This window comes from Streptomyces sp. NPDC001393, assembly GCF_053597455.1.
Window position 1 is genome coordinate 162,193 of record NZ_JBSFIH010000002.1, and the last position, 23,670, is coordinate 185,862.

Sequence of the window (23,670 nt, forward strand, 5' to 3'; positions counted from 1 at the left end):
TTCTCGCGGGCTTGCTCAGTTGTTCCAGGTCTCGTCGTACGGGTCGGGCGGGACCGGGACCGGTCTGGCCGAGGTGACCTGCAGATACGGGATGGGGCCGTTGTTCACGGGGTCACGGCTCAGCAGGGGGCTGTACGTGCCGGTCACCTCCAGCCAGGCGTCCGGGCGCAGGACCGGCGGCAGCTCGCCGGTGAGGGCGATCTTGACCGGCTGGGCGTCCGCCGCACAGCAGTTGAGGGCCATGCGGACCAGGTACGGCGCGCCCGAGTGGTCCAGGGCGAGGAACCCGGTGACGCGGACCGCGCGGCCGTGCAGGGAGCGGCCGTGGTCGTAGGCCGCGCGGGAGGCGTAGTCGATCACGGAGAGCGGGGCCGGGTCGGCGGCGGGCATCCGGCCGAGGACGTACGGCTTCTGCAGGGCCGTACCCGAGCGCAGGGCGCTGTAGGAGCCGAGGGCGGGCGGGGCGATGAGGATGAGGGCGAGGAGGGGGAGCAACAGGAGCCAGGAGATGCGGGGTTCGGGGTGGTGGTCGTGTGCCTCGGCAGCGGCGGCCTTGGCGCGGCGGCGCTCGTACCAGACCGTCGCCAGCGCCGCCGCGATCAGGACCGCGCCCGAGGCCAGCAGCAGCGGGCGCAGGCCCTCCTTGACGTACCGGAGGAAGAGATCGGTGCTGCCCGCGTGCAGGAGGGCGGCGCCGAGCAGGAACATGACGGCGGCCTGGGCCTGGCGGTTCACAGCAGCACCGTCCCGGTCACCACGCCGCCCGCGATCGCCAGCACGAACGTGGCCGGGGCGAAGCGGAGGGCGAAGGTACGGCCGAAGGTGCCGGCCTGCATCGCGAACAGCTTGAGGTCGATCATCGGTCCCACCACCAGGAACACCAGCTTGGCCGTCAGGGAGAACTGGGTGAGGGAGGCCGCGACGAACGCGTCCGCCTCCGAGCAGATGGACAGCAGTACGGCGAGGACGGCCAGGGCGAACACGGAGAAGACGGGGTTTCCGGCCGCCGTGCGCAGCCAGTCCGCCGGGGTGGCCGCCTTCAGGGTGGCCGCGGCCATCGCGCCCAGCACCAGGAAACCGCCCGCGTGCATGGTGTCGTGCCGTACCGAGTTCCAGAACGCCTCCCCCTTGGTCGCGCCCTCGTGCGCGCCGTGGGCCGGCGGGCGCAGCCAGTCGGTACGGCCCAGCCGCTGCCACAGCCAGCCCATCGCGCACGCCACCAGCAGGCTCGCCAGGAACCGGCCCAGCACCATCTCCGGGTTGCGGGGGAAGGCGACGGCGGTCGCGGTGAGGACGATCGGGTTGATCGCAGGGGCGGACAGGAGGAAGGCCAGGGCGGCGGCCGGGGTGACCCCCCTGCGGACCAGGGCGCCCGCCACCGGCACCGACGCGCACTCGCAGCCGGGCAGCACCGCGCCCGCGACCCCCGCCACGGGGACCGCCAGCGCCGGGCGGCGCGGCAGGGCGCGCGCGAAGAAGGCCGGCGGCACGAACACCGCGATCGCCGCCGACAGCAGCACCCCGAGGACGAGGAAGGGCAGCGCCTGGACCGTCACCGCGACGAACACCGTCATCCAGCTCTGCATCAGCGGGGTGCCGAGGAGCCCGCGGATCGGCGACTGGGCGAGCACCGCGAGGAGCAGCGTCAGCGTCAGCACGAGAGGTGAGCTGAGCCTGCGGCCCTCCTGGCCGGGCGGCGCTCCGGCGGGTCCCGCCTCCGCGCCGGGCGGGGCGTCTTCCGTGATGGCCACGTGCGGTTACCTCCGGCTGGCTGTCCTCGATCGCTCCCTCCCCTTCGGTACGGGAGTCGTCCCCACGGTGTTCACACCGTTGCTGGAACCACTCCTCTCCTTGGGGCAGTCTTTTCCCTCGTGGGGAGCGTTCCGTATCAAGGTGGGCCCAGTGGACCGCACATGGTGGTGTGCGGTGACGACGGGCTCGCGCACCGGCTGGCCGCCGAGTTGCGCGGAGTCTACGGCGAGCAGGTCACCCTCGTGGTACCGCCGAACGAGCGCACCGCCAGACCTCCGGTGGTCGGACGGGCCCGGGCCGCTTCGGCCGCGCTGTTCGACCGCGTGGTGAGCGCCGCGGTCGGCCGCGGCGGCAACGGAGCCGGATCGGGCCCCGGATCCGGCTCCGGACCGACCGCACGACCCACCGCACGACCGGCCGCCACGGCCACGGGCACCGGTGGTGCGGGCAGTACCGCCGACGGCGGCACCGGCGGCGGGGGCGAACGGGTGCTGGAGGCCGCCGAGATCACCGAGGCCGTGCTCGCCGAGGCCGGTGTGGAACGGGCCGCCGCGCTCGCCCTCGTCTTCGACGACGACGAGACCAATATCCGGGCCGCGCTGACCGCCCGCCGGATCAACCCGCGGCTGCGGCTCGTCCTCAGGCTCTACAACCGGCGGTTGGGCCAGCACATCGAGGAACTCCTCGACCAGGCGGCCGCGTTGGTCACCGGTAACGAGGGCGGCGCCGAGGCGTCCACCACCGTGCTGTCCGACGCCGACACCGCCGCGCCGGCCCTGGCCGCCACCGCCGTCGCCGGCACCAGCAAGGTCGTCCAGACCGAGGGACTGCTGCTGCGGGCCGTCGAACGGCCGACGGCCGGCACCGGACTGTGCACGCTCGCCCTGCTCTCCCCGCCGGGCGCGGATCCCGAGGGCGGCGGGGACCAGGAGTCCCGGCTGCTGCCGGACGACGACGAGGTACGGCAGGCCGCGGGGCGGCCGGCCGTGGTGCTGGAGCAGGTGTCCTCGGCGGGCGGCGGCGAGTCGGCCGCGCCCGGCCGTGGCGGGGTGCCGCCGCTCGCCTCGCTGTTCTCCCGGCGGCTGCGGTGGTCGCTGGCGGGCATGGTGGCGTGCGTGGTCGCGCTCGCCGTCGCGCTGTGGGTGGTCACCGGGATGCATCCGCTCAGTGCCTTCTACCTGACCTTGCTGGACCTCTTCGCGATCGACAATCCGGCCATCGGTGAGTCCCTGGGCCGGCAGATCCTCCAACTCCTCTCCGGACTCGTCGGGTTGCTGCTGCTCCCGGTGCTGCTTGCGGCCGTGCTGGAGGCACTCGGCACCTTTCGCACCGCCTCCGCCCTGCGGAAACCGCCGCGCGGTCTCGGCGGGCACGTGGTGCTGCTCGGGCTCGGGAAGATCGGCACCCGGGTGCTGACCCGGCTGCGCGAGCTGAACATCCCCGTCGTGTGCGTCGAGTCCGACCCGGAGGCGCGGGGCCTTGCGACCGCGCGGCGGCTGCGGGTGCCGGTGGTGCTCGGGGACGTCACCCAGGAAGGGGTGCTGGAGTCCGCCAAGATCCACCGGGCGTACGCGCTGCTCGCGGTGACCAGCGCGGACACCACGAACCTGGAGGCGGTGCTGTACGCGCGGAGCGTACGGCCCGATCTGCGGGTCGTACTACGGCTGTACGACGACGACTTCGCCACCGCGGTGTACCGCACCCTGCGGGCCGCCTACCCGCACGCCCTGACCCGGAGCCGGAGCGTCACGCACCTGGCCGCGCCCGCGTTCGCCGGGGCGATGCTGGGGCGGCAGGTGCTGGGCGCGATCGCGGTGGAACGGCGGGTGCTGCTGTTCGCCGCGGTCGATGTCGCCGGGCATCCCCAGCTGGAGGGGCGGACCGTGCGTGACGCTTTCCGGGCCGGGTCCTGGAGGGTGCTGGCACTGGAGGGGCGGGCGGACACGGCACCGGACCATGTGCTGGTCAAGGAGGACCGGGTCGTGGTCGCCGCCACCCGCAGAGGGCTCGCGGAGCTGCGCTGACCCACAGGCGGCTCGGGCGGCGCCCTACGCGCCCAAGTGCCGTGCCGCGAAGGCCATTTCCAGTCTCACCTGCTTGATCCGCTCGTCCACCACCAGGGAGCCGTGCCCGGCGTCGTAGCGGTAGACCTCGTGGGTCGCGCCTCTCGTCTCCAGGCGTTTGACGTAGTTGTCGATCTGACGGATCGGGCAGCGGGGGTCGTTGACGCCCGCCGAGATGTAGACCGGGGCCTTGACCGCGTCGACGTACGTGAGCGGGGACGAGGCCTCGAAGCGCTCGGGGACCTCCTCGGGGGTACCGCCCAGCAGGGTGCGGTCCATGGCCTTCAGCGCCTCCATCTCGTCGTGGTACGCGGTGACGTAGTCCGCGACGGGCACGACCGCGATGCCCACCGTCCACGCGTCGGGCTGGGTGCCGAGACCGAGCAGGGTGAGATAGCCGCCCCAGGAGGCGCCGGTGAGGACCAGCCGGGCCGGGTCGGCGAGGCCCGAGGAGACCGCCCAGTCGCGGACCGCTGCCACGTCCTCCAGCTCGATCAGGCCGACCCGGTGCTTCAGGGCGTCGGTCCAGGCGCGGCCGTAGCCGGTGGAGCCGCGGTAGTTGACGCGGATCACCGCATACCCCTGGTCGACCCAGGCGGCCGGGCCCGCCGCGAAGGAGTCGCTGTCGTGCCAGGTCGGGCCGCCGTGCAGGTCGAAGACCGTGGGCAGCGGGCCGCTCGCGCCCGCCGGCCTCTGGATCAGGGCGTGGATGCGGCCGCCCGGGCCCTCCACCCAGGCGTCCTCCACCGGCACCGACGGCGGGCAGGCCATGCCGGGCGGGTCCAGGACGATGCCGCCGGAGGTGGACCGCACCGCCGGGGGCTCGGCGGCCGACGACCACAGGTACTCCACGCTGCCGTCGGGGCGGGCCGTGGCGCCGGAGACCGTGCCGGGCGGGGTGGGGATGCGGGTCAGCTCGCGGCTCGCCAGGTCGTAGCGGAACAGCTCGCTGCGGGCCTCGAAGCCGTGGGCGATCAGGAGGGCCGAGCCGTCCGGGTACCACTCGGCGCTGACGTCACCCGGCAGGTCCAGGGCCAGGTCGGTCTCCTCGCCCGTCGCCACGTCCCACACCAGCGGCTCCCAGCGGCCCCGGCGCTGGTGGCCGATGAGCAGCCGGGTGTCGCCGTCGACCGGCGCGAAGCCCAGCACCTCCAGGCCGAGTTCCTCGGTGCCGCCCTTGGTGTCGTCCAGCTCGGCGACCGGCGTGCCGTCCGGGCGGAGCACACGCAGCGCCGCGTGCATGGCGTCGCCGTGCTCGGTGTGCTCGACGGCGATCAGGGAGCCGTCGTGCGAGAGGTCGCCGACGCCCGCCGACTCGCGGTGCCGGTAGATCTCGACCGGATCCTCGCCCTCGCGCGCGAGGTGGATGGTCGTGCCCTCGTCGTCGGTGGAGCGGCCCACGACCGCCGTGCGCCCGTCCCGGGACAGGGCGAGGCCGGCCGGGTAGGACGGATCGAGGCCCGGGACGGCCGGCTCGTCCTCGCCGCCCCCGAAGGGCTGGCGGCGCCAGATGCCGAACTCGTCGCCGTCCTTGTCGTCGAACCACCAGATCCAGGCGCCGTCCGGGGAGAGCGCGCCGTCCGTCGTGCCGTTGGGCCGGTGCGTCGCCTGCCGCTGCCCGCCCGTCGCGCGGTCCCAGGCGTACAGCTCGTACGTGCCCGTCGCGTTCGACACGAACAGGGAGCGGTCCGGCGCGTCCTCCGCCCAGTCGGGCAGCGACACGCGTGGCGCCCGAAACCGCTTCTCCCAGTCCGGCATGCCGGCCGCGTCCGCCGCGCCCGGCCCGTTGCTCTCACTCATCGCCCCAGTCATGCGCCCATACTGCCTGGCCGCGCCGACAATTGGGTGGCGGGCGTGCGCAGCCTGTGGATAACTTCCCGACCATGAGCACCCAGGCCGATCACAAGCCCGCCCCCGACGGCTGGCGCGAGGACAACCGGGCCATGTGGGACGAGCGAGTTCCCGTGCATGTCGCCGGCGCGTACTACGACCTCGACGGCTTCCGCGCCCACCCGGACGTGCTGCGGGACTTCGAGACGGCCGAGGTCGGCGACGTCACCGGCAAAACGCTCCTGCACCTGCAGTGCCACATCGGGACCGACACCCTCTCCTGGGCCCACCGGGGCGCCGCCCGCGTCGTCGGCCTGGACTTCTCCGCCCCGGCCGTCGAGGCCGCCCGCTCCCTCGCCGCCGGTCTCGGCCACGGCCCCGAGCGCGCCGCCTTCGTCACCAGCGACGTGTACGACGCGGCCGACGCCGTGCCCGAGCCGTCGTACGACATCGTCTACACCGGGCTCGGCGCGCTGTGCTGGCTGCCCGACATCCGCCGCTGGGCGAAGACGGCCGCCTCCCTCGTCGCCCCCGGAGGCTTCCTCTACCTCGCCGAGTTCCACCCGATCACCGAGGCCCTGGACCACGCGACCGGCTCGCGGATCGTGCGCGACTACTTCTCCCGCGACGCCCAGGTCTACGACGAGCCCGGCACCTACGCCGACCCGGGTGCCTTCACCTTCCGCAACCGCAGCGTGCAGTGGCAGCACACCCTGGGCGACGTCGTCTCCGCGCTCGCCGCGACCGGGCTGCGGATCGAGTTCCTGCACGAGCACGACGTGTCGCTCTTCCCGGCCTTCGAGAACTTCGAGATCCGCGACGGCTACCACCGCTTCCCGGCGGACCATCCGCGCATCCCGCTGATCTACTCGCTCAAGGCCACGAAGAGCCGATAGCCGACCCGCGGGCGGGCGCCCCGCGGGGGCGCCGTACCGTGGAGGGCGTGTACCGGTTTCTGCTGACACCCCGCTGGTGGGGCATCAACGTCTTCGTGCTGCTCGCCATCCCGTTCTGCGTCTTCATGGGGTCCTGGCAGCTGAGCCGGTTCGAGGGGCGGGTGCAGGAGCACCGGAGCGCGACGCGGGCCGCCGCATCCGACCAGCACGAGACCGCGCGCCCGCTGCAGGCCATGCTGCCCGTCGACAAGGCCACCTCGGGCCGCCGGGTCACCGCGAGCGGGCACTACGGCACCCAGCTGCTGGTGCCCGGCCGGCAGCTGGACGGCAGGAACGGCTTCTACGTCCTCACCCTGCTGCGCACCGACTCCGGCAAGGCGCTGCCGGTGGTCCGGGGCTGGCTGCCGGGCAGGGCGGACCCGGCGAAGGCGCCCGCGCCGCCGAGCGGTGAGGTCACCGTCACCGGTGCGCTGCAGGCGTCCGAGACGCCCGGGGACAACGGGGTGAGCGCGACCGGCGGACTGCCGGCCGGGCAGACGGCGGCGATCAGCTCGGCGTCGCTGGTGAACCTGGTGCCGTACCGGCTGTACGACGCCTGGGTGACCCTCGACAAGGCCGACGCCGGAATGAGGGCCGTGCCCGCGACGGCGCCGGACGGCACCGGGCTGGACCTGAAGGCGTTCCAGAACCTCGGCTACACCGGCGAGTGGTTCGTCTTCGCCGGCTTCGTGGTGTTCATGTGGTTCCGGCTGCTGCGGCGTGAGGTGGAGTACCAGCGGGACGCCGCGCTGGGCCTGCTGCCGGAGGAGACACCGGCGCCGGTGCCCAGTAGCTGACCATGCCTGGTAGCTGACCAGTACGACGGCGCTCCTACGCCCCCGCCAGTACCCCGGTGTAGATCACGGTCCCCGCGCACTCCCCCGCCACTGTCGCGGTGGCCGAAGGTGCACCCCCCTGCGCCATGTGGGTGATCTGTACGCTGCCGTCGGCCGTGCCGTCCGCGGTCGTCAGCTGGGTGGTGGTGCCGCCCGACCCCGCGCTGTCGGTCGAACCGCCGGAGGCGGTCGGCGACGGGTCCGGCGTGGCGCCACCGGTGGCCGAGCCGCCGGTGGTGCCGGTGCCGCCGCCGGTGGTGGGGCAGGTCGCGGAGGGTACGAAGGCGAACTTCTCCTCGTAGGCCGCGCCCGGCTGCAGGACCAGCCCGGAGACCTCCAGCGAGGGGTCGGGCAGACTGGTCGCCGCGTCCCCGGCCACATGCCGCGCGGTGCTGATCCTGGTCTTGTCCGCGGCGCCCACCGCGGTCGGCGTGATGGTGCCCGCGCCGGCGACGGTGCAGGCGGCGGTGGAGACGTTGACGACGCGGAAGGTGCCGTAGACCACGCCCGCGGAGTCGGGGGCGTCGGCCGCTGCGGTGGCCGAGCCGAGCTGGGCCTTCGTACACAGCGGAGCGCCGCTCGGGGCGAGGCTGGAGGACGGGTCGGCGCCGCCGGTGGAGCCGGTGCTGCCGCCGCCGGTCCTGCCCTTCCCCCCGGGCTTGCCGGACTCCCTGCCGCCGGGCCTGACGCTCGTGCTGCCGGTGTCCTTCCTGCCGCCCGTGTCGCCACCCTTGTCCTTGCCCTGCCCGGTGCCGCCCTGGGCCTGGGAGGACTGGCCGGCGATGGCGGTGTTGGGGTCGGTGCCGCCGGATTCGGAGACGTGCACGAGGGCAGGGACGGCGGTGCCGATGAAGAGGGCCGCGGCGGCCATGCCTACGGCGGCCTGCCGCTTGCGGGCCCGCCGCGCGGGCACGGCCCGGCGCAGATGCTCCAGGGTGCCGGTGCGCGGCTCGATGTCGTCGACCGCGGAGTGCAGCATCCGGCGCAGCGCCAGCTCGTCGGCACCGAGTCCGTCGAGACCGGTCCCGAGACCGTCCAGCTCGAACCCGTCGGGACCGGTCCCGAGACCGTCCGGCTCGAACCCGCCCGGACCGGTCCCGACGCCGTCCGGCTCGAACCTGTCGGGACCGGCGCCGTGACCGTCCCGCCCTGGGCCGCACCCACCGAAACCGGAATCCCGCCCGAGCCGATCCGCACCGACCCCGAACCCACCGGTCCCCGCGCCGCGCCCGGCGTATCCCGGGCCGCGCCCCTCAAGGCCAGCGCCGGGCTCTTCCTGACCTGCGCCGCGCCCCTCAAGGCCCGTCCCGAACCCGCCAGGACCCGCGCCGCGTCCCTCAGGACCCGCCCCGCGCCCCTCGGCACCCCTGCCGTGCGCGGCGTGCGCCGGGGCGGGCCCGGTGGCAGCTTGGTCGTGCCTGGCCGGGCCCTGGTCGAGGCCCTCGGGGCCCTTCTCGTCGGGGCCGTGGTTCACAGTTCCGTTCCCAGCGTGCGATTGCGTGTGCTCTTGCTCATCCGGCCCCGTCGGCTCGTGCCAGGCGAAGGGCTCGTGACGTTCGTGGGAGTGGCGTTCATCGGAATCGCCCCCTTGGGCGCGCTCGCTCATGCCGGTGCCTCCATGGCCACCCGCAGCGCGGCGATGCCCCGCGAGCCGTACGCCTTCACCGAACCCAGCGAGATCCCCAGCGTCTCGGCGACCTGGGCCTCGGTCATGTCCGCGAAGTAGCGCAGGACCAGGACCTCGCGCTGGCGGCGCTGCAGGCCCTTCATCGCCTTGATGAGGTCGCGGCGCTCCAGCTGGTCGTAGGCGCCCTCCTCCGCGCTCGCCATGTCCGGCATCGGCTTGGAGAGCAGCTTCAGGCCGAGGATGCGGCGGCGCAGGGTCGAACGGGAGAGGTTGACGACCGTCTGCCGGAGGTAGGCGAGGGTCTTCTCGGGGTCGCGGACGCGCTTGCGGGCCGAGTGCACGCGGATGAAGGCCTCCTGGACCACGTCCTCGCAGGAGGCGGTGTCGTCGAGGAGCAGCGCGGCGAGGCCCAGCAGCGAGCGGTAGTGCGCCCGGTAGGTCTCGGTGAGGTGGTCGACGGTCGTGCCGGCGGCCTCGGTCGCGGTGGCCGCTGCGGCCTCCTCGGCACCGTCACGCTGACTCGGTATGCGGGCGGGCCGCGCTGCGGGCATGGGCGCGATCACCGGCATGCCGCCGGGCCTGCGGGGCCGGAGCGCCGCACGGGGCGGCCGGAGAGCCGCCGTGCCGCGGGCCGCACTGAGTTCGAGTACCTCTGCCACGCCAGTTGGACACGTCCACCCCCGCCAGGGTTGTACGGGCCGGGCGTCACATGTGCGACGACCAGCCGTACCTCAAGTGCCGTCATGCGACCCGCTCTTCCCCTATGTCCGATATGGACGAGTGTCCCCACACTCGCCCCGACCACGGCGTCCCCACGCCCGAAGGGTGACCGCAAAGACGCTCCCCGCCCTCCGCACGGTTGCGGGGACGGGGAGGGAAATCCTCTGTTGCCCTGGGCAATGATTCAAGTGGTTTGGACAACTGCTCGCCACCATAGTTCTTACACGGATCCTACAAACCTCTTGCAGGACCTTGTCCCGGCGGTAGGTGTCTCAGCGGTCGGCGTCCCGGCGGTCGGCCCACTCCGCCGCGACCAGCTCCGCGATCTGCGTGGTGTTCAACGCGGCGCCCTTGCGCAGGTTGTCGCCGCAGACGAAGAGTTCGAGCGCGGTCGGGTCGTCCAGGGCCCGCCGCAGCCGCCCCACCCAGGTCGGGTCGGTACCCACGACGTCCGCCGGAGTGGGGTACTCGCCGGCGGCCGGGTCGTCGCACAGCACCACACCGGGCGCGGTGGCGAGGATCTCCCGGGCGCGGTCGACCGTGACCTCGCCCTGGAAGCGGGCGTGCACGGTCAGCGAGTGGGTGGTGATCACCGGAACCCGTACGCAGGTCACGGCGACCGGCAGCCGCGGCAGCCCGAGGATCTTGCGGGACTCGTCGCGGACCTTCATCTCCTCCGACGACCAGCCGTCCTCCCGGAGCGACCCGGCCCACGGCACGACGTTCAGCACGACAGGCTCCGGGAACGGCCCGGTGTCCTCCCCGACGACCCGCCGTACGTCGCCGGGCTTGGTGCCCAGCTCCGTGCCGGCCACCAGGGACAGCTGGGCCCGCAGCGCGTCCACCCCGGCCCGCCCGGCCCCGCTCACCGCCTGGTACGACGACACCACCAGCTCGCGCAGCCCGAACTCCGCGTGCAGCGCGCCCAGGGCGACGATCATCGTCAGGGTCGTGCAGTTGGGGTTGGCGACGATCCCGCGCGGCCGGGTGCGTACGGCGTGCGGGTTGACCTCGGGCACCACGAGCGGCACCTCTGGGTCCAGCCGGAAGGCGGCGGAGTTGTCGACGACCACCGCGCCGCGCGCGGCGGCGATCGGCGCCCAGTGCGCGGCGACCTCGTCGGGCACGTCGAACATCGCGACGTCGACCCCGTCGAAGGCCTCCTCGCTCAGGGCCACCACCTCGACCTCCTCCCCGCGCACGGCCAGCTTGCGGCCGGCCGAGCGGGGGGAGGCGATCAGGCGGATCTCGCCCCAGACGTCCGCGCGCTGGGACAGGATCTGGAGCATGACCGCGCCGACGGCTCCGGTCGCTCCCACGACCGCGAGCGTCGGCTTGCCGGTCATCGGCGGGTACCCGCGCTCACCGGCCGGTGCCGCCGTAGACGACGGCCTCGTCCGAGTCGGAGTCGAGCCCGAAGGCGGTGTGCACGGCACGCACGGCCTCCGGCACGTCGTCCTGGCGGGTGACGACCGAGATGCGGATCTCGGAGGTCGAGATCAGCTCGATGTTCACGCCCGCGTCGCTCAGCGCCTCGAAGAAGGAGGCGGTGACCCCGGGGTTGGTCTTCATCCCCGCGCCGACCAGCGAGATCTTCCCGATCTGGTCGTCGTACCGAAGGGAGTCGAAGCCGATCCCCGGCCGGTTCTTCTCCAGCGCGTCGATGGCCTTGCGGCCCTCGGTCTTGGGCAGCGTGAAGGAGATGTCCGTCAGGCCCGTGGCGGCGGCGGACACGTTCTGCACGACCATGTCGATGTTGATCTCGGCATCGGCGATGGCCCGGAAGATCGCGGCGGCCTCACCCGGCTTGTCCGGCACGCCGACGACCGTGATCTTGGCCTCGGAGGTGTCGTGCGCGACACCGGAGATGATGGCCTGCTCCACCTGCTTGTCCCCAATCGGCTCACTGCTGACCCAGGTGCCCTGCAGCCCGCTGAAGCTGGACCGGACATGGATCGGGATGTTGTAGCGGCGGGCGTACTCCACACAGCGGTGGAGCAGCACCTTGGAGCCGGACGCGGCCAGCTCCAGCATGTCCTCGAAGGAGATCCAGTCGATCTTCTTCGCCTTCTTCACCACACGCGGGTCGGCGGTGAACACGCCGTCGACGTCGGTGTAGATCTCGCAGACCTCGGCGTCGAGCGCGGCGGCGAGCGCCACGGCCGTCGTGTCGGACCCGCCACGCCCCAGCGTGGTGATGTCCTTCTTGTCGGCGCTGACGCCCTGGAACCCGGCGACGATGGCGATGTTGCCCTTGTCGAGCGAGTCGCGGATCCGGCCCGGCGTGACGTCGATGATCCGGGCTTTGTTGTGGACCGAGTCGGTGATGACGCCTGCCTGGCTGCCGGTGAAGGACTGGGCCTCGTGACCCAGGTTTTTGATCGCCATCGCCAGCAGGGCCATGGAGATCCGCTCTCCGGCGGTCAGCAGCATGTCGAATTCGCGCCCGGCAGGCATCGGAGAAACCTGCTCGGCGAGATCGATCAGCTCGTCCGTCGTGTCGCCCATCGCGGAAACGACGACGACAACCTGGTTGCCGTTCTTCTTCGCTTCCACGATCCGCTTGGCGACGCGCTTGATGCCCTCGGCATCGGCTACGGAGGAGCCTCCGTACTTCTGCACGACAAGGCCCACGTGCGCTCCTCGCTCGGTTCGTTTGTGTCGGCTCAGTCTAACGAGCGCCCGAATTCCACCACCCTGCTCCCGCATGGTGAGACATCCGGTCGTCCGTGTCCGGCACCTGCCCAGCCCACGACGCACCACTCGGGAAAGTGCCCCGGCTCACAGTGCCGACTGTGTACGTTTCAACCAGGGGGTGGAGGATGCCGGAGATCCTGCTGGCGGCGATCGTCCTGCTCGGCGGATGCGTCCAGTCGCTGACCGGCATGGGCTTCGCCCTGGTCGCCGTACCGGCGCTGGTACTGCTGCTCGGCCCCGCCGACGGGGTGGTGCTGGCCAACTGCGCCGCCGGCGCCATCAGTGTCGTGGGCCTCGCGGGCGGCTGGCGCCGCGTCCGCCCCGCGGCGATGGTGCCGTTGTGCCTGGCGGCGGCCTGCACCGTCCCGGCGGGCGCCTGGATGACCCGCCAACTCCCCCGTCCGGTCCTGCTGTTGACGATGGGCGCCCTGGTGACGGCGGCCGTCCTGCTGGTGATGCGCGGCGCCCGTCTCCCGGCCCTGCGCGGCGGCAAGGGAGCGGTGACGGCCGGCGCGCTGGGCGGCTTCATGAACGCGGCGGCGGGCGTCGGCGGCCCACCCGTCTCCCTCTACGCCCTCAACGCAGGCTGGACGATGCGGGAGTTCGTCCCCAACGCCCAGTTCTACGGCGTGGCCGTCAACGCCTTCTCGATCGCGGCGAACGGCACGCCTCGCCTGACCGGCGTGCAGTGGGCGGCGACGGTCGGCGCGCTGGCGGCCGGCGCCCTGCTCGGCCACGCGATCGCCGGCCGCGTCCCGGAACGCCGGGCCCGCCATCTCGTCCTGCTGCTGGCCCTGGCGGGCGGGGCGACGGCGGTGGGGAAGGGGTTGTGGGGGATGGGGCCGGCCTAAGCGGCGGCGCCGTTGCCGGTGACGCCGGTGTGGAAGACCGGCCAGCAGACCTCGGTCCGCCACAGCGCGCTGTCCGGGGTCTGACGCCGGCCGACCAGGTAGTACTCGCGGATCGGGCCGTCGACAACGAGTGCGTGGCGGGCCACGTAGGCGGCGAGCGTGCCGTAGGCGCGGTCGACCTCCGAGGGCGGGCCGCAGTGCTCGATCACGGCCAGTTCCGCAGGCGGCACCTCCAGCGGCTCGACCCGGCCGACGGTCCGGAGGGGGCCGTCGCAGGGCACGAACACGGTGACCCGCCCCCGGTGCCGGGTGAACAGCTCGTCCGCGTACACCCCGCCGGCCGTGCCGGTCTCCCGCAGTCCCTGGCTCGCCACGGTCGCGAACAGTTCGCCCAGGGCGCCTTGGAACCAGGCCTCCAGGTCCTGGACGTCGACCGTCGCCGTGACGGCCGCGGCCCGCACCGCGCCGACGCTGCGCAGCTCGATCCCGGCCATGTCCTCGGACGCGGGCGGCGACAGCAGGTCGTGCAGCGCCTCGACCGCCCGCCGGGTGCGGCCCAGCTCCTCCTCCAGCCGGTGCAGGTGCGCGCTGATGTGCCGGTTGCGGCTCTCCACGTCCGTGGCAGCGAGGACGGTCGCGATCTCTTCCAGGGGCATCCCGAGCTCCCGGAAACGGCGCACCACCTGGGCCGTGGGTATCTGCTCGGCCGAGTAGCGGCGGTACCCGGTCCGCGGATCGACGTCGTCCGGCACCAGCAGGCCGACCTCGTGGTAGTGGCGCAGGGTCTTGACGGTCATGTGTGTGGCGCGCGAGAAGTCGCCGATCGACAGGTGGCTCGTCACGCTTCGATTGTGCGGCCTCCCCCCGGGGGAGAGTCCGGGGGCTCGGCTGCCCTTGACCCTCCCGCGACGGCCGACCACAGCCTGATGCACACGGCCGCATCCCGGCCCCTCAGGCATCAGAGCAAGGGAGTTGACCCCACATGTCGCAGAGCACCGCCACGGATGTCGACGCGATCGTGCAGCGCTACGTCGCCGTCTGGAGCGAGCCGGACGCCGCCGCACGCAAGCGTGTCGTCGCCGAGTTGTGGGCCCCGGACGGCGTCGAGTTCGTCGAAGGCGCACAATTCCGCGGCCACGACGGGCTGGTGGACCGGGTCGCGGAAGCGTACGGGCTGTTCGTCGGCTCCGGTGAGTACCACGTCACGCACGACCCCCACGTCACCGTCCACGACGACATCGCCGTCCTCACCGTCCAGCTGAGGTACGCCAAGGGGCCGCGGGAGGGTGAGGTGGCCTGGGCCGCCAGGGCCTTCCTGGTGCTGGACGACGACGGACGGATCCGGCAGGACTACCACCTGACCGTCCAGCCGCTGCCGGAGGCATAGGGCCGTCGTCAGCCGCTGAACTCCCTGAGCGGCTCGGTTTCCAAGGTGAGAACACCACGACCGAGCGGTCGTCACGGTCGATGAGGAGGTGGACGGGGATACCGGCGGCGGCGTAGCCGTCGGCTTCTCGAGGCGCTTTACGTTCCGGCGCAAGCTGATCACGCAACGTCACCCGTTCGGGTTAGACCCGCCTAACTCACGTACAGACTTGGCTGGTTGGGAGGTTCAACCAAGCCCAAAACCCAAGGGAAGGGCTCGAGGCCCGAGGCTCAAGCCCCGGGCTGAAGTGCGGCGATGAACGCCGACCAGGCGGGGGCGGGGAGATGGAGTTCGGGGCCGGTGGGGGCCGTCTTGGAGTCGCGGATGTGGATGGTGGTGGGGGTGGGGGCGACTTCGACGCAGGCGCCGCCTTCCGAGTTGCTGTAGCTCGATTTGGACCACTTCAGCTGGTCGTTCATGGCTGATCCACCATCCGCTCGATGAAACGGGCCGACTCGTCGGGACTGAGAGCCTCCGCGCGGATCATGCTAAGCATCTGCGCAGCGCGGCTGACAGCTGGCGGATCAGCCGAAAGCGAGCTGGACAACGCCCCTTCGGTGAACGTGAACCGCTCATGGTCACGGGTCTCCAGCAGGACCATGGGCCCCATGAGCGCGGGCGCAGTGGCCCGCTCGAACGGAAGCACCTGGATCACTACATTGAGCAGGTTCCCCAGCTCCAGCAGTCGACGCAGCTGCGGCTCACCGACCTGAGGGCTCCGCAGGGCGCCCTCGTACAGGACGAAGCTCAAAGCCACCGGCGGTTTTCGTTCCGTCAGAATCGCCTGCCGCTCCATACGCGCCGCGATCCGCTCTTGCACCGTCTCGTCGTCCAGTAGCGGAACATGGTTCTGAATCAGGGCAGTTGCGTACGCCTTCGTTTGCAGGAGCCCGGGAATGTACGTGACCTCGTACCACCAGAGGCTGATCGCCTCCTTCTCGCGCTCCATGAAATCCACGGCCCCCGCCGGGAACTTCTCTCTGCTCAAGTAGTCCTTGGCAGCGCTCAGCAGCCCCTCCGCTCCGCACAACTCGTCCGCCACGTCCAGGACTCGGGGCGTCGGCATGCGCACCCCCTGCTCCATGGCCTTGATGGTGTCCGGGGAGTAGTTCGACGCGGCGGCCAACTCCTCCCGGGAGACGTTCGCCTTCATGCGCCAGCGCTTCAATTGGTTGCCGCTGAAACGCCACATGGGGGGCGACTGGGACACCGCATGCACCTCCGACCGACACAGCCATGCGTGTAGCACCTGAGTCACTACCGAGGGTAGCGACGCTGACGCCACCGTGTGACCATGACGAACGGAATTCACCGGCCCGCCTGGGTCCCCCTCCGCGGCCACCGACTGCGCGTCGCCGGCGTGCACTTCGACGCCGTGCGGATCGAAGGGAGGTGGGGAGAGGCCGTCGCCGAATCCCTGATCGAGCGCGAGGACGACGACGCGGGGCCCATCGTGTGCGCAGGCGGCAGCGGGACCCGGTGGGTGTACTTCCTGCTGGCGCCCGGGGTCGTACACCACTACGACTGGCCACTCGGCGTGCAGTACTTCGGCCGACGCATCGACCGGACGACCGTCACCTACGTGGGCGTTCCCGCGCTGGACGGCGACACCTGGCCGCTGCGCTGGTACAGCGAGCCGACGCCGACCGCGCCGTACGTCGACGCGGAGGCGCTGCTCGTGGCTACTTCCCTGGCCGCATCCCCAGGGGTGCGCCGATCTCCTCGGCCATGACGCGGCCGGCCTCGAACTCCAGGGTCTCGTCGCCCATGTCGGACTGGTCGGTGTCGAGGCCGTCCAGTTCCTCCAGGGGCTGGTTGAGGCGGACGTGGATGAGGACCGACTGCAGGGCGCGCAGGACGGCGGAGGACGTGGGGCCCCAGTTGGAGAAGTAGGAGAACTGCCACCACCACAGGGCCTCCGTGGTGCGGCCCGCGCGGTAGTGGGCCATGCCGTGGCGGAGGTCGGTGATGATGTCGGCGAGGTCGTCGGACAGGCGGGCCGGGACCGGGGCCTTGCGCGGCTCGTAGGGGTCGAAGACCTCCGAGTACACGTCCACCGGCTCCAGCAGGCGGGCCAGGTTCTCGCGCAGCCCGTCCACGTCGGCGTCGGGGCCCGTGTCCGGCTCGTAGCGCTCGTCGGGGACGATGTCCTCGTGGGCGCCCAGGCGGCCGCCGGCCAGCAGCAACTGGGAGACCTCCAGGAGGAGGAAGGGGACCGTCGAGCCCGGCTCGTCGCCCCTCGCCACCTCCGTGACGGCCACCAGGAAGCTCTCGATCTGGTCCGCGACCTGGACCGCGAAATCGTCCGGGTTCCGACCGGTCGCGTGCAGTGTGGCGTCAGACATCTAGGAGTCGTCTCCCCTCGAAGGCGCGGCCGAGGGTGACCTCGTCCGCGTATTCCAGGTCGCCACCCACCGGGAGGCCGCTGGCCAGGCGGGTGACCTTCAGGCCCATGGGTTTGATCATGCGGGCGAGGTAGGTGGCCGTGGCCTCGCCCTCCAGATTGGGGTCCGTCGCAAGGATCAGCTCCGTGACCGTACCGTCGGCCAACCGCGCGAGAAGTTCTCGTATACGCAGGTCGTCGGGACCGACACCCTCGATCGGGCTGATGGCGCCGCCGAGCACGTGGTAGCGGCCGCGGAACTCGCGGGTGCGCTCGATGGCGACCACGTCCTTGGGCTCCTCGACCACGCAGATGACCGACGGATCGCGGCGCGGGTCACGGCAGATGTTGCACAGCTCCTCCTGCGCCACGTTGCCGCACGTCGCGCAGAAGCGGACCTTCGCCTTGACCTCCAGGAGCGCCTGCGCGAGCCGCTTCACGTCCGTCGGCTCGGCCTGCAGGATGTGGAAGGCGATCCGCTGCGCGCTCTTGGGACCGACGCCGGGCAGCCGCCCCAGTTCGTCGATGAGGTCCTGGACAACGCCTTCGTACAACGGACTGACCTTCCTGGAGACCTTTCGGTACGTACGCTAGTTGCCCCGGGCTCAGAACGGCAGACCGGGGATGCCCGTGCCGCCGCCGAGGCCCTGGGCGAGCGGGCCGAGCTTCTGCTGCTGGAGCGTCTGCGCGTTCTCGTTGGCCGCCTGTACGGCCGCCACGATCAGGTCGGCGAGGGTCTCGGTGTCCTCGGGGTCCACGGCCTTCGGGTCGATCTTCAGTGCGCGCAGCTCGCCGGAGCCGGTCACGGTGGCCTTCACCAGGCCTCCGCCCGCCTGCCCGTCGACCTCCGTGTTCGCCAGTTCCTCCTGCGCCCGCTGGAGATCCTGCTGCATCTTCTGGGCCTGCTGGAGCAACTGCTGCATGTTGGGCTGGCCACCACCGGGGATCACGATCAGCTCCTCTACGTTTTTCTCCGCTGAGCATGAGCCTACGTGGTCCACGCGGCCATCGCCCCGCCACTCTTTCGAGTGAGAAGCACGGGAGCCCTATACCTGATCAAGGCCCTCTTCCGGGCGGAAAAGTCGGGAAAGCGTCCTCTCCGCCACCCATTGGGCGGTAGGAAGGGTCCCGCGCGTCGTCATGGAATGTCACGGAACGTGACCGGTCGTGATCAGTAGGGAGTGCCGGGTGGGTCAGCCGGAGATGCAGCCCGAGGGTCCGCCTCAGGACGGGCGGGGCGAGGGTGCGGCCGGGCTGCGGCCGGGCGATCTGACCGGGCGGGCGTTTCCGCTCGGGGACTGGGGCGAGCCGGCCGAACGGCTCGACGAGCTGTACCGGTGGGTGGAGCGCGGAGCACTGCAGACGGCGTCCTGGTATCTGCGGGACCGGGTGTGGAAGCGGCGCGGCGCCCGGGTGCTGCGCTGCGGCGCGGCCGCGGGTGCGGCGGCCGGGGCGGCACTGCCCCTGCTGGACCTCACCGGGGCCGCCCACGGGGTCGCGCCCTGGGGCTGTCTGGCGCTGCTGCTCGCCGTCGGCTGCGTCGGCATCGACCGGTTCTTCGGCGTGACGTCCGGCTGGATAAGGGACGTGGCCACCGCGCAGGCCGTACAGCGGCGGCTGCAGGCGTTGCAGTTCGACTGGGCCTCCGAGAGCATCCGGGAGGTGCTGGGCCCGGCGGAGGGCACGGCCGGCGAGGCGGCCGAGCGGTGCCTGGGGGTCCTGCGGCGCTTCGCGGAGGACGTCACGGAGCTGGTGCGCACCGAAACCACCGACTGGATGGTCGAGTTCCGCACCGGTTCCGCGCCGCTGGGCATGCAGGCGGCGGTGGCGTACGTCCCCCGGCAGGAGCCCGGCGCCCCGGCAGGCCGCTTCCCCCTCCCGCCCGCCAACGGAACCCGCCCGAACATGCCCAGGCAACGCCCGCCGGAGCCGCGTTAGGCCCGGTCGGGGTCACGTACCGGCGGCCTCGGCGGAGTCCTACTGTTTCGTGTACGTCAGGCTCTCCCCGCCGCCCGCCTTCGTCCGCTTCAGCCTGCCGTCCGGCAGCAGCGTGACCTCGGTGGCCTCGCCCGGGGTGCAGGAGGAGGCGGGTTCGCCGCTGGTGACGGTGGACGGACCGATCTCCAACGGCCCGCCCGCGCTGGGCTGTTGGGCGAGCTTGGCGTCGAAGACACAGTGGTACGTGCCGCCGCCGTCGGTCGGCCCGTCCGCGATCAGCGTCAGCACACTCTGGCCCACCTCGCCCTGCCGGATGGTCAGTTGGCGGGTGTTGGTGCCGTTGGCGTTGTCGATGGTCGTCTCCCAGGTCCCCAGGTAACCGGCCGGAATCGGGCCGTCCGAGGAGGCGGAGACGGAGGCGGAGTCGGACGGCGTCGGCCCGGCCGTACTGGGCGCCCCCGAGGTGCCGGAGCCGCTGACGGTGGGCGCCTGACTGACGGTCCCGCCGCCCTTGTCGCCGCCCCCGCCGCCGTTCCTCATCAACGCGTACACCGAGCCGCCCGCGCCCAGCGCCACCACCAGCGCGATCACGACGAGCAGCGCGGTCGAGCGCCCATTGCGCCGCTCCGGCTCCCGCGCCCCACCGACGGGCGGCGGCCCGTACGGCGGCGTGGACCCGAGCCCGCCGCCATGGGGGGCGTACGGCTGCGGATAGCCGTAGGCACCGCCCGGCTGCGCATACGGCTGAGGCGGAGGCTGAGGCTGTGGATGCTGCTGCGCATACCCGTACGCCCCCGGTACGGCCCCGAACCCCGGGGCCGCCGGTGGCGCGCCCGGCGGTGGAGTCTGCCCCGCAACGACGGTCGGCAGATGATTCACACCGCCGACCCCGACCCCGGGCCCGCTCCCCTCATCAGCAACGGCCCCATGCTCGGCCGCCACAACACCGTCACCACTACCCGCACCAGCCCCGGGCGCGGCACCCCCACGGCCACCACCCGCACCAGCGACAGGCGCAGCACTCCCACCGCCACCACCCGCACCGGCCGACGGCGCATCCGCCCCACCAGGGCCACCCGCACCCGACAACGATTCCTGCACCGGTGGTGCGGGTGGGAACCCGGACCCGGCCGAAGGCCGGGTGCCCCCCGACGCACCCGCACCCGCACCCGCACCCGAGGACGACGACGAGGACGAAGACGAGGACGACGACGAAACAGCCCCGTCCCCCTCCGGATCCTCGACCTCCAGCAACTGCACGGCATGCCGCCCGAGTTGCGCCACCAGCGCCCCCGGCAGCCAGGGATCCCGCGACCGCCCCCCGGCCACCGTGTCCTCCGCCCCCGTCCGCTCCAGAATCGCGTCCAGCGAAGGCCGGCCCCCCGGCTCCTTGCGCAGGCACTCCCGCACCAGGTCGGCGATCCCCTCCGGCACCCCCGCCAGATCCGGCTCCTCCTGGGCGATCCGGAACATCATCGCGTGCACCCCGCTGTTGGCGGTGCCGAAGGGCAGCTTCCCGGTCGCCGCGTACGCCAGCACCGACCCGAGGCAGAAGACGTCGCACGCCGGTGTGATCCGGTCCCCCCGCACCTGCTCGGGCGCCATGAACCCCGGCGACCCGACCAGCGACCCGGTCCGGGTCAGCCCCTCACCGCCCAGCGAGGTCGTCTCCAGCGCCCGCGCGATCCCGAAGTCGATGACCCGCGGACCGTCGATGGTGACGAGGACGTTCGACGGCTTCAGATCCCGGTGCACGATCCCCGCCGCGTGGATGTCCTTCAGCGCGTGCGCGAGCCCCGCCGCCAGGATCCGCACCGACCGCTCGGGCAGCGCCCCGTGATCGTGGCCGACCACCTGCTGCAGGCTCGGCCCGGCGACGTACCCGGTGGCCACCCACGGCACCGCCGCCTCGGTGTCCGCGTCCAGCACGGGCGCGGTCCAGTACCCGCCGACCCGCCGCGCGGCCTGCACCTCCTGCCGGAACCGCGCCCGGAACTCCTCCTGCTCGGCGAGTTCCTCGCGGACCAGTTTCACCGCGACGGTACGGCCCCGGTCGGACCGGGCCAGATACACGTGCCCCATGCCGCCCGCGCCCAGTCGCGCCAGCAGCCGGTAGCCCCCGATGCGCTGCGGATCCCCCGCCGCCAGCTTCTCCATGCCCGCCCCGCCCTCCCCCTGGCCACACATCGCATACGTGTGCAACAGACCGAGAATAGTCCGGCCCCAGAAGGAGTCGCGCGGCCCGCCGCCTACGGTTCCGTAACAGGCCTACCCAGTTCGTCCACGACTGCTGGTGGTGTCGACAACCTGTCGCAGAAACCCCTCGTCCACGGAACAAGACGCCGATGTCGCTTCCGCATCGCGGACATTTACCCTCACCGGCATGACCCCTCAGCCCAACCCCGACGCCGGCGCCGCAGTCAAGGCCGCGGACCGCGCGCACGTCTTCCACTCCTGGTCCGCCCAGGACCTCATCGACCCGCTCGCCGTCGCCGGCGCCGAGGGGTCGTACTTCTGGGACTACGACGGCAACCGGTACCTGGACTTCACCAGCGGGCTCGTCTACACGAACATCGGCTACCAGCACCCGAAGGTCGTCGCGGCCATCCAGGAGCAGGCCGCGAAGCTGACGACCTTCGCGCCCGCCTTCGCGATCGAGGCGCGCTCGGAGGCGGCCCGGCTGATCGCCGAGCGGACCCCCGGCGACCTGGACAGGATCTTCTTCACCAACGGCGGCGCCGACGCCGTCGAGCACGCGGTGCGCATGGCCCGGCTGCACACGGGCCGCCCCAAGGTGCTCTCGGCGTACCGCTCGTACCACGGCGGCACCCAGCAGGCGGTCAACATCACCGGTGACCCGCGCCGCTGGGCGAGCGACAGCGCCACCAACGGTGTCGTTCACTTCTGGGCGCCGTTCCTGTACCGCTCCCGCTTCTACGCCGAGACCGACGAGCAGGAGACCGCGCGCGCCCTGGAGCACCTGGAGACGACGATCGCCTTCGAGGGGCCGGGGACCGTTGCCGCGATCATCCTGGAGACCATCCCCGGTACGGCCGGGATCATGGTCCCGCCGCCCGGCTATCTGGCCGGGGTCCGCGAGATCTGCGACCGCCACGGCATCGTCTTCATCCTGGACGAGGTCATGGCGGGCTTCGGGCGCACGGGTGAGTGGTTCGCCGCCGATCTCTTCGGTGTCGTACCCGACCTGCTGACCTTCGCCAAGGGTGTGAACTCGGGTTACGTGCCCCTCGGCGGTGTCGCGATCTCACCGGAGATCGCCGCGACCTTCGGCAAGCGGCCCTACCCGGGCGGTCTGACGTACTCCGGGCACCCGCTGGCCTGCGCCGCCGCCGTCGCCACGATCAACGTGATGGCGGAGGAGGGCGTCGTCGAGAACGCGCGGCGCCTCGGCGAGAGTGTCCTCGGCCCCGCCCTCGCCGAGCTGGCCCAGCGCCACAGAAGCGTCGGCGAGGTGCGCGGTGTCGGCATGTTCTGGGCGCTGGACCTCGTGAAGAACCGCGAGACCCGCGAGCCGCTGGTGCCGTACAACGCGGCCGGCGCGGCGAACGCCCCGATGGCGGCGTTCGCGGCGGCCGCCAAGCAGCACGGCATCTGGCCCTTCGTGAACATGAACCGCACCCATGTGGTCCCGCCGTGCAATGTCACGGAGGCCGAGCTGAAGGAGGGCCTCGCCGCCCTGGACGCCGCGCTGGGCGTGGCCGACGAACACACGGAGTAGACGAACACAGGGAGTAGCCGCACCGCACCTGCCGCCGGGGAGGCTCGAACGCGTAAGGTGACGTGCTCGTACGAAATCTCCCAGGAGATGCCCGAGCACGTCATCTACGCGCAAGGAGTGACCCCGACCATGCCCGGCAACGGCGCCGTGACCCGCAGCACCCTGCGCCAGCAGATCGCGGACGCGCTCCGTGACGAGGTGCTCGCGGGGCGGCTGCGGCCGGGCCGGGCGTTCACGGTCAAGGAGATCGCCGAGCAGTACGGCGTCTCCGCCACCCCCGTCCGCGAGGCGCTGGTCGACCTGTCCGCGCAGGGCATCCTGGAGGCCGACCAGCACCGCGGCTTCCGGGTGCCGGAGTACTCCGTCACCGACTACCGGAACATGATCGAGGCCCGCAGCCTGGTCACCGACGGCATGTTCCAGGCCCTCAGCACCGGCCACCCCGCCTTCCGCACCCCGCCCGAGGACCCCCGTACGACGGCCGCGCTGACCACGGTGCGCCGCCGCGGCGAGGAGGCCGCACGGGCCGCAGCGGCCGGTGACCTCACCATCCTCATCGGCTACGACCTGCGGTTCTGGCGCGAGCTCAGCGCGCTCTTCGGCAACCCCTACCTCGGCGACTTCCTCAACCGCCTGCGCGTGCAGTCCTGGGTCTGCGCGGTGCAGCACCTGCTCCGCCTGCCCGACCTGCGCGGCCGCCTGTGGGCCGGGCACACGGACCTGGTCGACGCGCTGTCCCGCCGCGAGGCCGACGCCGCCCGCAGCATCGTCGCGGCGTCCAACGCCCATTCGCTTCAGCTGCTGGAACACCTGACCAACGGGTAGATGACCAGTACCCTTCCCAGACCACCTGCTGTGCGAACCCTTCTGTGC

At 72.2% G+C, this 23,670-nt stretch carries 23 protein-coding genes; 9 read left to right on the top strand and 14 right to left on the bottom strand.

Going from position 1 to position 23,670, the window contains the following annotated elements; all coding sequences use genetic code 11:
• Positions 1-15: 15 nt before the first annotated feature.
• Positions 16-735, bottom strand: a complete 720-nt coding sequence (locus ACWC2T_RS03710) for a TIGR03943 family putative permease subunit (protein ID WP_450668821.1) — start codon at positions 733-735, stop codon at positions 16-18.
• Positions 732-1,751 carry a permease gene (locus tag ACWC2T_RS03715; RefSeq protein WP_450668822.1) on the bottom strand — a complete coding sequence of 340 codons (1,020 nt, stop codon included), beginning with the start codon at positions 1,749-1,751 and terminating at the stop codon, positions 732-734. The genes ACWC2T_RS03710 and ACWC2T_RS03715 overlap by 4 nt, the downstream gene beginning before the upstream one ends.
• Before the next feature lie 162 nt (positions 1,752-1,913).
• Between ACWC2T_RS03715 and ACWC2T_RS03720 the strand changes: the two genes are divergently transcribed.
• Positions 1,914-3,776, top strand: a complete 1,863-nt coding sequence (locus ACWC2T_RS03720; protein ID WP_450668823.1) for an NAD-binding protein — start codon at positions 1,914-1,916, stop codon at positions 3,774-3,776.
• A 24-nt stretch (positions 3,777-3,800) separates the two neighbouring features.
• Here the strand turns inward: ACWC2T_RS03720 and ACWC2T_RS03725 are convergent, their stop codons facing one another.
• Positions 3,801-5,615 (bottom strand): prolyl oligopeptidase family serine peptidase, encoded by a 1,815-nt coding sequence (locus tag ACWC2T_RS03725; RefSeq protein WP_450668824.1) that lies wholly within the window; start codon positions 5,613-5,615, stop codon positions 3,801-3,803.
• An 83-nt stretch (positions 5,616-5,698) separates the two neighbouring features.
• Here ACWC2T_RS03725 and ACWC2T_RS03730 point away from each other — a divergent pair, with 83 nt between their 5' ends.
• Both ACWC2T_RS03730 and ACWC2T_RS03735 read left to right on the top strand, forming a co-directional pair.
• On the top strand, positions 5,699-6,541 hold the full coding sequence (locus ACWC2T_RS03730; RefSeq protein WP_450668825.1) for a class I SAM-dependent methyltransferase: 843 nt from the start codon (positions 5,699-5,701) through the stop codon (positions 6,539-6,541).
• A gap of 47 nt (positions 6,542-6,588) precedes the next feature.
• A complete protein-coding gene (locus ACWC2T_RS03735) occupies positions 6,589-7,377 on the top strand; it encodes an SURF1 family protein (protein WP_450668826.1) in 789 nt (262 codons plus the stop codon).
• Between the two features lie 34 nt (positions 7,378-7,411).
• Here ACWC2T_RS03735 and ACWC2T_RS03740 read toward each other — a convergent pair whose 3' ends face one another.
• From ACWC2T_RS03740 to ACWC2T_RS03755, 4 genes are all read right to left on the bottom strand, one after another.
• Entirely contained in the window at positions 7,412-8,890 is a 1,479-nt protein-coding gene (locus tag ACWC2T_RS03740; protein ID WP_450668827.1) for a hypothetical protein, read from the bottom strand.
• Positions 8,891-9,018: 128 nt separating this feature from the next.
• Positions 9,019-9,702, bottom strand: coding sequence for a SigE family RNA polymerase sigma factor (locus tag ACWC2T_RS03745; RefSeq protein ID WP_450668828.1), 684 nt, complete (start codon positions 9,700-9,702; stop codon positions 9,019-9,021).
• 333 nt (positions 9,703-10,035) lie between these two features.
• Entirely contained in the window at positions 10,036-11,109 is a 1,074-nt protein-coding gene (locus ACWC2T_RS03750; RefSeq protein ID WP_450668829.1) for an aspartate-semialdehyde dehydrogenase, read from the bottom strand.
• A gap of 16 nt (positions 11,110-11,125) precedes the next feature.
• On the bottom strand, positions 11,126-12,397 hold the full coding sequence (locus ACWC2T_RS03755) for an aspartate kinase (RefSeq protein WP_450668830.1): 1,272 nt from the start codon (positions 12,395-12,397) through the stop codon (positions 11,126-11,128).
• Between the two features lie 188 nt (positions 12,398-12,585).
• On the opposite strand from ACWC2T_RS03755, the gene ACWC2T_RS03760 reads away from it, so the two are divergent.
• On the top strand, positions 12,586-13,311 hold the full coding sequence (locus ACWC2T_RS03760; RefSeq protein WP_450668831.1) for a sulfite exporter TauE/SafE family protein: 726 nt from the start codon (positions 12,586-12,588) through the stop codon (positions 13,309-13,311).
• Here ACWC2T_RS03760 and ACWC2T_RS03765 read toward each other — a convergent pair.
• A complete protein-coding gene (locus ACWC2T_RS03765) occupies positions 13,308-14,153 on the bottom strand; it encodes a MerR family transcriptional regulator (protein WP_450668832.1) in 846 nt (281 codons plus the stop codon). The genes ACWC2T_RS03760 and ACWC2T_RS03765 overlap by 4 nt on opposite strands.
• 140 nt (positions 14,154-14,293) lie before the next feature.
• Here ACWC2T_RS03765 and ACWC2T_RS03770 point away from each other — a divergent pair, with 140 nt between their 5' ends.
• Positions 14,294-14,698, top strand: a complete 405-nt coding sequence (locus ACWC2T_RS03770) for a nuclear transport factor 2 family protein (RefSeq protein ID WP_450668833.1) — start codon at positions 14,294-14,296, stop codon at positions 14,696-14,698.
• Positions 14,699-14,967: 269 nt separating this feature from the next.
• On the opposite strand, the gene ACWC2T_RS03775 is transcribed toward ACWC2T_RS03770, so the two are convergent.
• Together ACWC2T_RS03775 and ACWC2T_RS03780 are read right to left on the bottom strand one after the other, a co-directional pair.
• Positions 14,968-15,156 (bottom strand): DUF397 domain-containing protein, encoded by a 189-nt coding sequence (locus ACWC2T_RS03775; RefSeq protein WP_450668834.1) that lies wholly within the window; start codon positions 15,154-15,156, stop codon positions 14,968-14,970.
• Complete coding sequence (locus tag ACWC2T_RS03780) at positions 15,153-15,929, bottom strand: helix-turn-helix domain-containing protein (protein ID WP_450669061.1); 777 nt, start codon at positions 15,927-15,929, stop codon at positions 15,153-15,155. The genes ACWC2T_RS03775 and ACWC2T_RS03780 overlap by 4 nt, the downstream gene beginning before the upstream one ends.
• Before the next feature lie 102 nt (positions 15,930-16,031).
• Between ACWC2T_RS03780 and ACWC2T_RS03785 the strand changes: the two genes are divergently transcribed.
• Entirely contained in the window at positions 16,032-16,469 is a 438-nt protein-coding gene (locus tag ACWC2T_RS03785; protein ID WP_450668835.1) for a hypothetical protein, read from the top strand.
• On the opposite strand, the gene ACWC2T_RS03790 is transcribed toward ACWC2T_RS03785, so the two are convergent.
• From ACWC2T_RS03790 to ACWC2T_RS03800, 3 genes are read right to left on the bottom strand one after another with little or no spacing between them, the layout of a single operon-like run.
• Positions 16,420-17,082 (bottom strand): DUF5063 domain-containing protein, encoded by a 663-nt coding sequence (locus tag ACWC2T_RS03790; protein ID WP_450668836.1) that lies wholly within the window; start codon positions 17,080-17,082, stop codon positions 16,420-16,422. The two genes, ACWC2T_RS03785 and ACWC2T_RS03790, sit on opposite strands and share 50 nt — an antisense overlap.
• On the bottom strand, positions 17,075-17,674 hold the full coding sequence (gene recR, locus ACWC2T_RS03795) for a recombination mediator RecR (protein WP_031164801.1): 600 nt from the start codon (positions 17,672-17,674) through the stop codon (positions 17,075-17,077). Before recR ends, ACWC2T_RS03790 begins: the two co-directional genes overlap by 8 nt.
• Positions 17,675-17,725: 51 nt before the next feature.
• Entirely contained in the window at positions 17,726-18,070 is a 345-nt protein-coding gene (locus ACWC2T_RS03800) for a YbaB/EbfC family nucleoid-associated protein (protein ID WP_351209821.1), read from the bottom strand.
• Positions 18,071-18,308: 238 nt separating this feature from the next.
• On the opposite strand from ACWC2T_RS03800, the gene ACWC2T_RS03805 reads away from it, so the two are divergent.
• Positions 18,309-19,058 carry an SLATT domain-containing protein gene (locus ACWC2T_RS03805; RefSeq protein ID WP_450668837.1) on the top strand — a complete coding sequence of 250 codons (750 nt, stop codon included), beginning with the start codon at positions 18,309-18,311 and terminating at the stop codon, positions 19,056-19,058.
• Between the two features lie 39 nt (positions 19,059-19,097).
• Here ACWC2T_RS03805 and ACWC2T_RS03810 read toward each other — a convergent pair whose 3' ends face one another.
• Positions 19,098-21,215 carry a serine/threonine-protein kinase gene (locus tag ACWC2T_RS03810; RefSeq protein WP_450669062.1) on the bottom strand — a complete coding sequence of 706 codons (2,118 nt, stop codon included), beginning with the start codon at positions 21,213-21,215 and terminating at the stop codon, positions 19,098-19,100.
• A 226-nt stretch (positions 21,216-21,441) separates the two neighbouring features.
• Between ACWC2T_RS03810 and ACWC2T_RS03815 the strand changes: the two genes are divergently transcribed.
• The gene (locus tag ACWC2T_RS03815; RefSeq protein WP_450668838.1) at positions 21,442-22,797 is read left to right on the top strand and encodes an aminotransferase class III-fold pyridoxal phosphate-dependent enzyme; all 1,356 of its coding nucleotides are present in this window, start codon (positions 21,442-21,444) and stop codon (positions 22,795-22,797) included.
• Between the two features lie 129 nt (positions 22,798-22,926).
• Entirely contained in the window at positions 22,927-23,622 is a 696-nt protein-coding gene (locus tag ACWC2T_RS03820) for a GntR family transcriptional regulator (RefSeq protein WP_450669063.1), read from the top strand.
• Positions 23,623-23,670 lie beyond the last annotated feature (48 nt).

Excerpts from the sequence above, each read along its gene's own strand:
- ACWC2T_RS03770 (WP_450668833.1), top strand. The coding sequence starts at position 14,294 with ATGTCGCAGAGCACCGCCACGGATGTCGACGCGATCGTGCAGCGCTAC.
- ACWC2T_RS03820 (WP_450669063.1), top strand. The coding sequence starts at position 22,927 with ATGCCCGGCAACGGCGCCGTGACCCGCAGCACCCTGCGCCAGCAGATC.
- ACWC2T_RS03790 (WP_450668836.1), bottom strand. The coding sequence starts at position 17,082 with ATGTCTGACGCCACACTGCACGCGACCGGTCGGAACCCGGACGATTTC.
- ACWC2T_RS03780 (WP_450669061.1), bottom strand. The coding sequence starts at position 15,929 with ATGTGGCGTTTCAGCGGCAACCAATTGAAGCGCTGGCGCATGAAGGCG.
- ACWC2T_RS03815 (WP_450668838.1), top strand. The coding sequence starts at position 21,442 with ATGACCCCTCAGCCCAACCCCGACGCCGGCGCCGCAGTCAAGGCCGCG.
- ACWC2T_RS03730 (WP_450668825.1), top strand. The coding sequence starts at position 5,699 with ATGAGCACCCAGGCCGATCACAAGCCCGCCCCCGACGGCTGGCGCGAG.
- ACWC2T_RS03810 (WP_450669062.1), bottom strand. The coding sequence starts at position 21,215 with ATGGAGAAGCTGGCGGCGGGGGATCCGCAGCGCATCGGGGGCTACCGG.
- ACWC2T_RS03760 (WP_450668831.1), top strand. The coding sequence starts at position 12,586 with ATGCCGGAGATCCTGCTGGCGGCGATCGTCCTGCTCGGCGGATGCGTC.
- ACWC2T_RS03775 (WP_450668834.1), bottom strand. The coding sequence starts at position 15,156 with ATGAACGACCAGCTGAAGTGGTCCAAATCGAGCTACAGCAACTCGGAA.
- ACWC2T_RS03785 (WP_450668835.1), top strand. The coding sequence starts at position 16,032 with ATGACGAACGGAATTCACCGGCCCGCCTGGGTCCCCCTCCGCGGCCAC.
- ACWC2T_RS03750 (WP_450668829.1), bottom strand. The coding sequence starts at position 11,109 with ATGACCGGCAAGCCGACGCTCGCGGTCGTGGGAGCGACCGGAGCCGTC.
- ACWC2T_RS03725 (WP_450668824.1), bottom strand. The coding sequence starts at position 5,615 with ATGAGTGAGAGCAACGGGCCGGGCGCGGCGGACGCGGCCGGCATGCCG.
- ACWC2T_RS03720 (WP_450668823.1), top strand. The coding sequence starts at position 1,914 with ATGGTGGTGTGCGGTGACGACGGGCTCGCGCACCGGCTGGCCGCCGAG.